Here is a 12527-nt window from a genome sequence, read left to right as displayed (position 1 = left end):
CAATTATTAATAATCTAATTATTTAATGCGTATGGAAAGCATAAAAAGAAAATTTCTTATTGCGCTCTTCTTATTTATATGCATAGTCATGCATGCGCAAGATTTGGTTGTTCAGGGAACGGTCATTTCTGCCGTTGATAATTTCCCTGTAATTGGAGCAACTATAGTGGAGAATGGTAATAATACCAATGGTACTATTACTGATTTTGACGGTAAATTTACGTTGAATGTTGCTTCCGGAAGTTCAATCACTGTTTCTTTTGTCGGTTTCAAGACAGTTACTCTTAAAGCTGAAAGCATGATGAACATTGTGCTTAATGAAGATTCAGAGGTACTTGAAGAAGTTGTGGTAACGGGTTATACCACTCAACGTAAGGCAGACCTTACCGGTGCTGTTTCTGTTGTCAGTATGGACGAAATCTCAAAACAGAACGAAAACAATCCCATGAAAGCTCTTCAGGGAAGAGTTCCTGGTATGAATATTACAGCTGACGGTAACCCAAGTGGTTCAACAACAATCCGTATCCGTGGTATCGGAACTTTGAACAACAATGACCCTTTATACATTATTGATGGTGTGCCTACAAAGGGTGGTATGCATGAGTTGAATGGTAACGATATTGAGTCTATTCAGGTGTTGAAAGATGCCGCTTCTGCTTCAATCTATGGTTCGCGTGCAGCAAACGGTGTTATCATCGTAACAACAAAGAAAGGTAAGGAAGGTCAGATTAAAGTTAATTTCGACGCTTCGGTATCTGCTTCTATGTACACAAACAAGATGGAAGTCCTTAATGCCAGAGAATATGGTCAGGCTATGTGGCAGGCTTATGTAAACGATGGTCAGGATCCGAATACAAATGCTTTGGGATATTCCTATGATTGGGGATACGACCAGAATGGTATTCCTGTATTGCATGGAATCAGCATGGCTCGTTTCCTTGATTCTGCCAATACTGTTCCTTCTGCTGATACAGATTGGTTTGACGAAATCAGCCGTACCGGTGTAATACAGCAGTACAATCTTTCTGTAAGTAATGGTTCTGAGAAAGGCTCCTCTTATTTCTCTTTAGGATACTATAAGAACAATGGTATTATAAAGACTTCTGATTTTGAACGCTTTTCAGCTCGTATGAATTCAGATTATAACTTGATTGAAAACATCCTTACTATTGGGGAACATTTTACAGTTAACAGAACATCAGAAGTTGTTGCTCCTGGTGGTTTCCTTCAGAATGTTTTGCAGGCCAATCCGTCTTTGCCTGTATATACTACCGAAGGAGAATATGCAGGTCCGGTAGGTGGTTATCCCGACCGTGAAAATCCGGTAGCTCGCCTTGAGAGAAATTCTGATACAAAATATTATTATTGGAGAATGTTTGGTGATGCATACATCAACCTTAATCTATTCAAAGGATTTAATGTTCGTTCTACTTTTGGTATCGATTATTCTCAGAAACAGCAGAGAATATTCACATATCCTATCACTGAAGGTAACGTGGCCAATGACAAGAATGCTGTTGAGGCAAAACAGGAACACTGGATGAGATGGATGTGGAATGCCGTTGCTACTTATAACTTCGAAAAAGGCAAGCACAGAGGTGATGCGATGATTGGTGTTGAGTTGAACAATGAAGACAATACATGGTTCTCTGGATACAAAGAAGATTTCTCTATTCTGAATCCTGATTTCATGTGGCCTGATGCCGGAGTAGGTACAGCACAGGCTTACGGTTCCGGTGATGGTTATTCATTGGTATCATTCTTTGGTAAATTCAACTATACATACGATGACAAATATCTGGCTTCATTGACAGTGCGTAGGGATGGTTCTTCAAGATTCGGTAAGAATAATCGTTTTGCAACTTTCCCTTCTGTATCTTTGGGATGGCGTATGAGTCAGGAAGAATTCATGAAAGATATTGAATGGCTTGATGACCTTAAGGTGAGAGCATCTTGGGGACAGACTGGTAACCAGGAAATTTCTAATACTGCGCGTTATACTCTTTATGTTCCTAACTATGGTGTTACAGAATCGGGAGGACAGAGCTACGGTACTTCTTATGATATTGAAGGTACAAACGGTGGAAAGACTCTTCAGTCTGGATTTAAACGTAATCAGTTGGGTAATGATGATATAAAATGGGAAACTACTACTCAGACTAATATCGGTATTGACTTCTCATTGTTCAATCAGCAGGTATATGGATCTTTAGACTGGTTCTATAAGAAAACTACTGATATCCTTGTTCAGATGGCGGGTATTGCTTCAATGGGAGAAGGTACTACTCAGTGGATTAATGCCGGAGAAATCGAAAATAAAGGTTTTGAATTCAATATTGGTCATAGAAAAACATTCGATAACGGATTCAAATATGATTTCAATGCTAATATCTCTACTTATAGAAACAAAATTACTGCTTTGCCTATCACTGTAGCAGCTAACGGTACATTCGGTGGTAACGGTGTAGAAAGTGTCATCGGTCATGCAAATGGTTCGCAAGTGGGTTATGTGGCAGACGGAATATTCAAATCACAGGAAGAAGTTGATAATCATGCAGTACAGGAAGGTGCCGGAGTAGGACGTATCCGCTGGCGTGACTTGGACGGTAACGGTGTAATCAATGAAAAAGACCAGCAGTGGATCTATGATCCGACACCTGCATTCAGCTACGGTTTGAATATGTACTTCGAATATAAAGATTTTGATTTCACAATGTTCTGGCAGGGTGTACAGGGTGTTGATATCATCAGTGACCTGAAGAAGGAAACAGACTTGTGGAGCGGTTTGAATATCGGTTTCCTGAATAAGGGTAAACGTCTTCTTGATGCATGGACTCCATATAATTCTTCATCAGATATTCCTGCATTGACAAGAAGTGACGTTAATAATGAAAAGAGAGTATCAACATACTTCGTTGAAAACGGTTCTTTCCTTAAATTAAGAAATATACAATTAGGTTATAACTTGCCAAAATCAATATCTCAGAAGTTTAAGGTAGACAGATTGAGATTGTACCTTAGTGCACAGAATGTGCTTACTATCACAAGCAAGGAATTTACAGGTGTAGATCCGGAAAACCCTAACTACGGTTACCCTATCCCTATGAACTTGACATTCGGTATCAACGTTGGTTTCTGATTCTGAGGAATAATTTTTATAAAACATAATAATTTACAAACATACACTTATGAAAACATATATAAATATATTCATTATAAGTTTAATGTTACTATCATCAGGTTGCTCTGATTTCCTTGACCGTCACACCCCTCAAGGTACGATAGATAATGAACAGCTTAATAACCCAGAATATGTAGACAATCTGGTGATTTCTGCATACGCTATATGGATTTCAGCCGAGGATATAAATTCATCATTCTCAATGTGGAACTATGATGTTCGTTCAGACGACGCTTATAAAGGCGGAAACGGTACAGAAGATGGTGACGTGTTCCATAACCTTGAAGTTTCACAGGGTATTATGACTACTGCATGGAACATCAGCGATATGTGGCAAAGACTTTATAACTGTATCTCTCGTGCGAATGCTGCATTGCAGTTGCTCGATCAGATGGATGAAAGCACTTATCCGCTAAAACAGCAGAGAATAGCAGAAATGAGATTCCTGCGCGGACATGGTCATTTCCTTTTGAAACAGCTTTTCAAGAAGATAGTAATTGCCAACGATGAAAATATGTCTCCTGAGGAATATAATAATCTGTCGAATACTGTTTATACTAATGATGAAGGCTGGCAGCAGATAGCAAACGATTTCCAGTTTGCATTTGATAACCTTCCTGATACTCAAGCAGATAAAGGAAGACCTACAAGAGGTGCAGCAGCTGCTTATCTAGCAAAGACTTATCTGTATAAGGCATACAGACAGGATAATCCGGAAACAAATGAAGTTACAAGCATTAATGCTGAGGACCTGAAAAAGGTCGTGGAATATACTGAGGCTTCAATCATGAATGCAGGTGGTTATGACTTGGAAAGTGATTTCCATAATAATTTCCGTCCTGAACCTCAGTATGAGAACGGCAAGGAATCTTTGTGGGCAATGCAGTATTCTATCAATGATGGTACTACAAACGGTAACTGTAACTGGTCTAATGGTCTTATCGTTCCTAATATTCCGGGAGTGACAGATGGTGGTTGCGACTTCTATAAACCTAGCCAGAACCTAGTGAACGCTTTCAAGACAGACAATAACGGTCATCCGCTGTTTGATAATTTCAACGATGATGATTATGACATGAGTGTAGACAATGCGGACCCTCGTCTGTTCCTTACAGTAGGTATGCCAGGACTTCCTTATGAGTTCAACCCTAACTTTATAATGGATAAATCGTCTACATGGAGCAGAAGTAACGGACTATACGGTTATTATGTCACTCTGAAACAGAATGTAGATCCTGAAAGTGAATATCTTGTAAAAGGTTCTTGGTGGGGAACTCCTATGAACCATATCGTATTGAGATATGCCGATGTGTTGCTTATGAGAGCTGAAGCTCTTATCCAGCTTAACGATGGAAGAATTCAAGAGGCTATTGATTTGATTAACCGTGTGAGAAATAGAGCTAAGACTTCTACTTCGATGATAGCCAATTATCCTTCGGCATACGGAGTTAAATACGATGTAGAGCCATATTATGGAACATTTACACAGGAAGAAGCATTGAAGAGACTTAAGTTTGAACGTCGTGTGGAACTGGCAATGGAGTCTGACAGATTCTTCGACCTGGTTCGTTGGGGTGAGGCAGAAAGCGTTCTTAACGCATATTATGCAGCAGAAGCTGATGTGTGTGCTATATACTCTAATGCGCACTTTACTAAAAATAAGAATGAGTATCTTCCTGTTCCTTTTGCACAGATAAGTGCCAGCAACGGTATTTATGAACAGAATTGTGGAGGATGGTAATCAATATATTAAAAGATAACGGTTATGAAAACATACATAAATAAATTATATTTATTGTGTCTGACATTGTTTCTAGTGGTAATGTCCGGATGCAATAACGAGAACAAATCAAGTCTGTCGTTGGATGGAGACACATTTATAAATAAAATTGTGCTCGACGAGCAGTATGAAGGTGTTATAGACAATAAGAACGGCAGTATTACTATTGGGGTTCCTTACTCTTATGATACAAAGGCAATGACTGTCAGTCAGCTGGAACTGTCGGAGGGTGCGCAAGCTACAATAAAAATAGGCGATAAGATTAATTTCTCTTTTCCGCAGAGCGTGAAGGTTACTAATGGAGATGCTTTTTTTGATTATACTATCAGCGTTAAGCATGACGACGCAAGAATTTTGTCATTCAAGCTGAATGGATATGTAGGATCTATAAATCAGGATAATCATACTATCTCTGTAAGAATTCCTACTACGGAGAATATCGCTTCTCTTACTGCCAGCCTGGAAATGAACGAGGGAACTACTGTGGTTTCTCCGGCTGATTACTCGGCTTTGGATTATTCTTCGCCAGTAGAATTCGTGGTTGAAAACAATACTGCAAGAATTACTTATACTGTAGTTGTTACTCAGTCCGATGCGGCAGAAGTGATTTATGTAGGTCTTGCCGAAAATGTTGATGCATTGAATCCTGAAGAGAAGGAAGCTGTAAACTGGATGTTGCGTAACGTTTCCGGTACACAGTATGCTTCATTCAGCGATATTGCAAAGGGTGTTGTAGATTTGAGCGAATGTAAGGTTATGTGGTGGCATCTGCATATTGACGGCGGAATAGACAATATGGAGAAATTCGACCAAAACGCTGCGGCTTCGCTTTCTGCTATACAGACTATGAAGGATTTCTACGAGGCTGGAGGAAGTCTACTACTGACCAGATTTGCTACTTACTATGCTGTGAAGCTGGGGGCTACACTTGACGGTAACAATCCTAACAACTGTTGGGGACAGGTGGAAGAAAGCGGCGAGATAACTACTGGTCCGTGGAGTTTCTTTATCGAAAGTAATTCGGGTCATGCTCTGTTCCAGAACCTGATAATGAACGATGGAGAGAACGATAAAGTTTATACTTGTGACGCCGGCTACAGAATTACGAACAGTACTGCACAGTGGCATATAGGTTCGGACTGGGGTGGTTATCCTACTCAGGCTGATTGGGAGTCAAGACATGGTGGCAAGGCTATTGGATTTGGTGGCGACGGCTCTATCGTTGCATGGGAGTATCTTCCTAAAGACGGACGTGGCGGAATAGTATGTATCGGCTCCGGATGTTATGACTGGTATGCTCATGGCGTGGATGTGTCGGCCGACAAGTATCACGGTAATGTGGCAAAGATGACCGAGAATGCAATCAATTATTTAAAAGGTGAATAATTCAATTTTTTAGACAGTTTATGAAAAATATGATATATACAATGCTTTTGGCCACTATGACTCTGCCAATGGCAAGCTGTAATGATGAATCTCCAGTCCTTACTCAAAAGGACTGGGATGGTACTACAAACTATTTTTCTCCTACAGAAGAGAAGACTTTCGGTACGTTTTATCAGCCATACGTTGGTTTTGTGGGCGATCCTATGCCTTTTTATGATCCGGTAGCAGAGGACTTTAAGATTTTGTACCTTCGCGACCTACGTCCGAATCCTGATATGACTTACCATCCTATATGGGGTGTATCTACTAAGGATTTTACATCTTATACTTCATTGGACGAACTGGTTCCATGTGGGTCTAAGTCTGAGGCTGATGCTGCTATAGGAACAGGTTCTACTATATACAATGAGACGGACAAAACATATTATACTTTCTATACAGGCCATACACCATCTCAGGAAGTTATAATGCTTGCCACTTCTACCGATTTCAGTACATGGACAAAGAACAGAACACTTTACCTTCAGGGAAGTGATTATGGTTATGATGTGAAGAATTTTCGCGATCCATTTGTGTTTAAAGGCGAAGACGGAATGTTTCACATGATAGTTTCTACTAATAAGGACGGTAAAGGGGTTCTTGCAGAGTTGACATCGGCTGATTTGATGACATGGACCGACAAGGGTGTTTTCCTAAATAACCGTTGGGGCAGATTCTATGAGTGTGCTGATATCTTTAAGATGGGCAGTTGGTGGTATTTGGTATATTCTGACCAGAATGTCTATGAGAGAAGGGTTCAGTATTTCAAGGCTGCTACACTGGACGAACTTAGAAATGTGATTCCTAATGATGATAATCCTTTATGGCCTGACACTCATAACGGTTATCTTGACTCGAGAGCTTTCTATGCAGGCAAGACTGCCTCTAATGGTACTGACAGATATATCTGGGGATGGTGTCCTACGAGAAAAGGTAATGACAATACTGAGGTGAGCAGCGACAGTGAGCCTGAATGGGCTGGAGCACTTGTTGCTCATAAGCTTATCCAGCATGAGGACGGTTCTCTTACTTTAGGTCCTGTTGACGGTTTTGCCAATAAGTATAATAAGACATCAGACACGAAGGTGATGGCTCAGTCTGAGAACGGTGTTCAGGTGAATAACGGAACCTATTCTTTGTCTGCTGGCAGCTACGTGTTATTCAACAGACTAAATGTGCATAATAAGATAACATTCAAAGTTACGGCTTCTACAGCATTAGATAAATTTGGTTTCTCATTCTGTCGTGGAACTGATTCAGAGAAATTCTACAGTGTTATTGTCAATCCAGAAGAGAATGGAGCAAAAAAGAAACTGAATTTTGAGGAAGAAGGTGGAAAAGGTTTCATCTCTGGTGCCGACAGCTATTTCTTTGATACCCCTTCTGATAATGTTTACGACATAACAATTCTTACAGATAATTCAGTATGTGTAGTTTATATAAATGATGTACTTGCATATACCAACAGAATTTATGGTATGCAGAAAAACTGCTGGTCTATCAATTGTTATGATGGAAATATTACAGTAAACGATCTGAATGTAATGTATTATTAAATAAATGATAATCTATATAGTAGTTTTTTCCGTGCTGTTTATCTGAATAAAGGTTTAAGCCTAAAACAGATAAACAGCCGTGGACACTGGACATTGTTATTAATTTCCTAGTCTTAAGCTTATTAATTCTAAAGGATATGAGAATAATATTTGCATTATTGGTCTTTTCGTTTATCTCGTTAGATACATATTCTCAGTACGATGAAAGTTACAGGTCTGTTTATCATTTTGCTCCTAAGAAAGGTGGAATTGGTGACCCGTGTGGATTGATTTATAATAAAGGAAAGTTTAATTTGTTTTGGTGGGGTAGAGCTTACACTGAAGATTTTACCAGTTATAATGAAACTGCTTCTAGAGCTGTAGTAGGCGATGACAACAGTTTTATGTATTACACTGGATCTTGTGTAGTCGACAAAAATAATACAGCATCATTTGGCAAAGACAAGGTGGTAGCTGTCTATACCATGGCAAATAAGAAAAATAAAATCCAGTCGCAAGGACTTTCTGTAGAAGGTGATGACGGATTGATGCATTATTATGACGGTAATCCTGTGCTTGATATAAATTATGAGGATTTTCGCGATCCTACGGTTTTCTGGTATGAGCCGGAGCAGAAATGGGTAATGGTGATAGCTTTGCCTATAGAAAGAAAAATCAGATTCTATTCTTCAGCTGATTTGAAACACTGGGATTGGATGAGTGATTTTGGACAGTTGGGTTCGTGCGAGAATATATGGGAATGTCCTGATATCTATGCATTACCTTTGGATGGAGATTCCAACAATAAGAAATGGGTGTTGATGACATCGGTTGGTCCGAACAAAGGACAGTATTTTATCGGTACTTTCAACGGTAAATCTTTTGAACCGGATGAAGATTGCAGAAACTACCTTCTTGAAGGTAAAGGACTCAAAGGTGAGGTTTTTGCTGATTTTGATGCGATGGACTATGATGGATGGGAAAGAAAAGGTGAGGCATTTTGGATGTCGCCACAGAAAAATAACTCTTCTGCTCATCTTGGCTCGGGTATGGCTTCGTCATACGGTGGAGGTGATAGAATGAAAGGAACATTAATTTCTCCAGAGTTTGTAATATCATCATCGGCAATTAACTTTCTTATTGCTGGCGGAAATCATCCCGGAAAGACATGCATTGATTTGTTAGTCAATGATTCTGTAGTAAGAACTGCTACTGGCAGTAATTCTTCATATCTGAAATGGAATGGATGGAATGTTTCTGACTATATCGGAAGTAAAGCCAGAATAAGAATAAATGACGATTATGACGGTGAGGATTTCGGTTTTATCAGTGTTGACCATATAATGTTTTCTGACGAGCTGAAGACTAACAATATGGAGCATGCCTTATGGGTGGATGAAGGAAGTGACTTCTATGCGGCAAGAGCTTTTAAGGATTATGACGGTACTCTTGATGATACTGTATGGATGGGGTGGATGAATAATTGGGACTATGCGAGGGGTGAAATACCTGCCTCCAGAGGTTTTGGATTCTGGTCTATTCCGCGTACTATATCTTTAAAAACCTTACCAGAGGGGGTACGTATGGTTCAGGAGCCTTTTGATAAATTGAAGAAGCTGCGTACAAATAAAAAAGAATTCAATGGAGTAATCAAAAAAGGCTGTATGATTATACCGTCTTTCGTCCCGAAACAGAATGTATACGAGATGGAACTAACATTTACTCTCTGCGAGTCTGATGTAGTAGGTCTAAACATTTGTACCGGTGACGGACGCAGTCTTCCTATAAGATATGATTCAAATGTATCATTATTGACTGTTGACAGAACAAACTGTACTTCGGAGAATATTCCGAGATTCAGCCGTAAAATGAACGGACATATTCCGCTTACCAACGACAAACTAAGATTACATATCTTTGTAGATAAGTCAAGTGTAGAGATATTTGCAGGTGACGGGCAATTGGTATTCTCCTTACTGACTTTCCCAGGTGACAAGCAGACGGGAGTAGAATTGTACTCAGAGAAGGGAAATACTACTAAAGTTACCATGAAGGCCTGGAATATTAAAAGTGTATGGAAAAAGTAGTAAATTTGTGTATTAACTAATAGCAGAATAAATATGAATAGCATGAAAATCACAACCTTATGCATGTCTCTTGTATTTTCTTTGGGAATACAGGATGCAAATTCTGCAATAAGGGTTAAAAATCTTGGAAACGAAAATAATTTCGTTTACATCAATCCAGAGAAAAAGTATCTGCTAATTCCGGTGGAAGATTCTGCACCGGAAGGGGAGATAGATTTTGTATATCAGAACAGTAGTCTGACTGGATACACTCAGAAGGTGCGTCTATCGCGTGGCAAGACAGATTATTATGTACCAGTTGACATGTCACAATTCGACAAAGACAGTATTATAATGATAGTTAGAGGTGTTCCTTCAAATTCGATTTGTTGGAGTGATATTGAGGAATCCGACGATATGTCGCTTGAAGTAGAGAAATACCGCCCTTCATACCATCATACTCCGGCATACGGATGGATGAACGACCCTAACGGAATGTTCTACAAGGACGGTGTCTATCATCTGTATTTCCAATACAATCCTTACGGCTCTATGTGGGGAAACATGCACTGGGGACATTCTACTTCTACTGACCTGGTGAACTGGAAAAATGAAGGTGTTGCAATTGCTCCTGATGCCATAGGAACAATTTTCAGCGGCTCATGCGTGGTTGACCATAACAATACATCGGGCTTCGGCGAAGGCGCTGTAGTGGCATTCTATACTTCGGCCAAGCAGACTCCATGGGGAGACTGCCAGACGCAAAGTATGGCATACAGCCTTGATAACGGAAAGACATTCATCAAATACGAGAATAACCCTATCCTGACATCTTCCGAAAAAGATTTCCGCGACCCGAAAGTGTTCTGGTATGCACCGAAAGAACATTGGGTAATGATGCTTGCCGTAGGTCAGCACATGGAAATTTATTCTTCAAAGAACCTGAAGGACTGGACTAAGGAAAGTGAATTCGGCGAAGGACACGGATGCCACGGAGGAGTATGGGAATGTCCTGATCTGGTAGAACTCCCGGTAGAAGGTACTAAGGAAAAGAAATGGGTGCTTATATGCAATATCAATCCTGGTGGTCCTTTCGGAGGTTCAGCAACACAGTATTTTGTAGGTGATTTTGATGGCAGCACTTTTACAAACAATTATCCTGAAGAAACCAAATGGATGGATTATGGTAAGGACCATTATGCTACAGTGACATGGAACAATGCTCCCGACGGAAGATGTATAGCCATAGGATGGATGAGTAACTGGCAGTATGCAAACAATGTTCCGACACTTCAGTACCGCAGCGCAAACACCATAGCCAGAGATTTGTCTCTTTTCAAACAGGATGGAAGCATATTCCTTAAGTCAGAACCTTGCAAGGAGATGCTTGAAGCCAGAAAGGATGGCAGACAGATAAAAACGGTAAATGTAGCCAAAGCGGAAACAATATCACTGTCACCTCAAAGTGATAACGGAGCTTACGAAGTAGAGCTATCAATAAATCCGGGAAAGTCAAAAGAAGTCTCATTTGTTCTTTCCAATGGAAAAGGAGAGAAAGTCCTGATGACATATGATACGGTGAAAAAAACTTTAGCAATGGACCGTTCGAAGAGTGGTGAAGTATCTTTCAGCAAAGATTTCCCTGCAGTGACGGAAATGTCTTTAAGCAAATCAAAAGAACTTAAACTTCGTCTGTTTGTAGATAAATCTAGTATAGAAGCTTTTGTTGACAATGGAAAATTTGTGATGACGAACTGTGTGTTCCCGTCAGTACCATACGATATGATTAGATTTGAAAGTGACGGCAATAGGTATAAGGTTAAAAATATAAATATATATCAGATAAAGTAATATGGCTACAGTAAAACTAAATAAATTAATTCCCGTGATGCTTTGTTTCTTCGCCATGGGTTTTGTTGACCTGGTGGGAATAGCATCCAATTATGTGAAGGCAGATCTTGGCTTGAGTGATTCTCAGGCCAACATCTTCCCTTCCTTGGTATTCTTCTGGTTTCTTATATTCTCGGTGCCGACCGGAATTCTGATGAACCGTATAGGCCGTAAGAAAACAGTACTGTTAAGCCTTGTTGTAACATTTGCTTCATTACTTCTGCCAATATTCGGCGACAGTTACATGCTGATGCTCTGTTCATTCTCCTTGTTGGGTATAGGAAATGCCCTTATGCAGACATCATTGAATCCGCTGTTAAGCAACATTATAAGTGGAGATAAACTTGCCAGTTCCTTGACATTCGGACAGTTCGTAAAAGCCATAGCTTCATTCCTGGCCCCTTACATAGCCATGTGGGGAGCCACTCAGGCAATGCCAAGTTTCGGCTTGGGATGGCGTGTGCTTTTCCCCATCTATATGATAATAGCCGTAATAGCTGTTCTCTGGCTTTCTGCTACACCAATAGAAGAAGAACGTCCTGACAAGGCATCCGGTTTTGCCGATTGTCTTAAACTTCTTGGCTCTCCTTTCATCCTGCTTTGTTTTGTCGGTATAATGTGTCATGTAGGTATAGATGTCGGAACCAATA

General features: G+C 40.0%; 7 protein-coding genes. All 7 read left to right on the top strand.

All coding sequences use genetic code 11. The features are described 5' to 3' along the window. The first annotated feature begins 88 nt into the window (after window positions 1–88). Window positions 89–3139, top strand: a complete 3051-nt coding sequence (locus H6A61_RS14255; protein WP_430746819.1) for a SusC/RagA family TonB-linked outer membrane protein — start codon at window positions 89–91, stop codon at window positions 3137–3139. A gap of 49 nt (window positions 3140–3188) precedes the next feature. Further along, window positions 3189–4922, top strand: a complete 1734-nt coding sequence (locus H6A61_RS14250) for a RagB/SusD family nutrient uptake outer membrane protein (protein ID WP_204394527.1) — start codon at window positions 3189–3191, stop codon at window positions 4920–4922. Between the two features lie 24 nt (window positions 4923–4946). Beyond that, entirely contained in the window at window positions 4947–6347 is a 1401-nt protein-coding gene (locus H6A61_RS14245; RefSeq protein WP_204394525.1) for a DUF4960 domain-containing protein, read from the top strand. Window positions 6348–6367: 20 nt separating this feature from the next. Beyond that, window positions 6368–7942 carry a glycoside hydrolase family 32 protein gene (locus H6A61_RS14240; RefSeq protein WP_204394523.1) on the top strand — a complete coding sequence of 525 codons (1575 nt, stop codon included), beginning with the start codon at window positions 6368–6370 and terminating at the stop codon, window positions 7940–7942. A 137-nt stretch (window positions 7943–8079) separates the two neighbouring features. Further along, window positions 8080–10008 carry a glycoside hydrolase family 32 protein gene (locus H6A61_RS14235; protein ID WP_204394522.1) on the top strand — a complete coding sequence of 643 codons (1929 nt, stop codon included), beginning with the start codon at window positions 8080–8082 and terminating at the stop codon, window positions 10006–10008. Between the two features lie 42 nt (window positions 10009–10050). Continuing rightward, window positions 10051–11838: a GH32 C-terminal domain-containing protein gene (locus tag H6A61_RS14230; protein ID WP_239469239.1), complete on the top strand. Its 1788-nt coding sequence runs from the start codon at window positions 10051–10053 to the stop codon at window positions 11836–11838. Between the two features lies 1 nt (window position 11839). Beyond that, the coding region (locus H6A61_RS14225; RefSeq protein ID WP_204394521.1) for an MFS transporter at window positions 11840–12527 on the top strand (688 nt) is incomplete at its 3' end.

This window comes from Bacteroides caecigallinarum, from assembly GCF_016901995.1.
GTDB classification, from domain to species: Bacteria; Bacteroidota; Bacteroidia; order Bacteroidales; family Bacteroidaceae; genus Phocaeicola; species Phocaeicola cellulolyticus.
Note: the sequence above shows the minus strand (reverse complement) of the source record. Positions and strands in the feature narration are given on the sequence as shown.

Bases quoted from the DNA above. Each gene is read 5' to 3' on its own strand.
- H6A61_RS14255 (WP_430746819.1), top strand. From the start codon at position 89: ATGCATGCGCAAGATTTGGTTGTTCAGGGAACGGTCATTTCTGCCGTT.
- H6A61_RS14250 (WP_204394527.1), top strand. From the start codon at position 3,189: ATGAAAACATATATAAATATATTCATTATAAGTTTAATGTTACTATCA.
- H6A61_RS14245 (WP_204394525.1), top strand. From the start codon at position 4,947: ATGAAAACATACATAAATAAATTATATTTATTGTGTCTGACATTGTTT.
- H6A61_RS14240 (WP_204394523.1), top strand. From the start codon at position 6,368: ATGAAAAATATGATATATACAATGCTTTTGGCCACTATGACTCTGCCA.
- H6A61_RS14235 (WP_204394522.1), top strand. From the start codon at position 8,080: ATGAGAATAATATTTGCATTATTGGTCTTTTCGTTTATCTCGTTAGAT.
- H6A61_RS14230 (WP_239469239.1), top strand. From the start codon at position 10,051: ATGAAAATCACAACCTTATGCATGTCTCTTGTATTTTCTTTGGGAATA.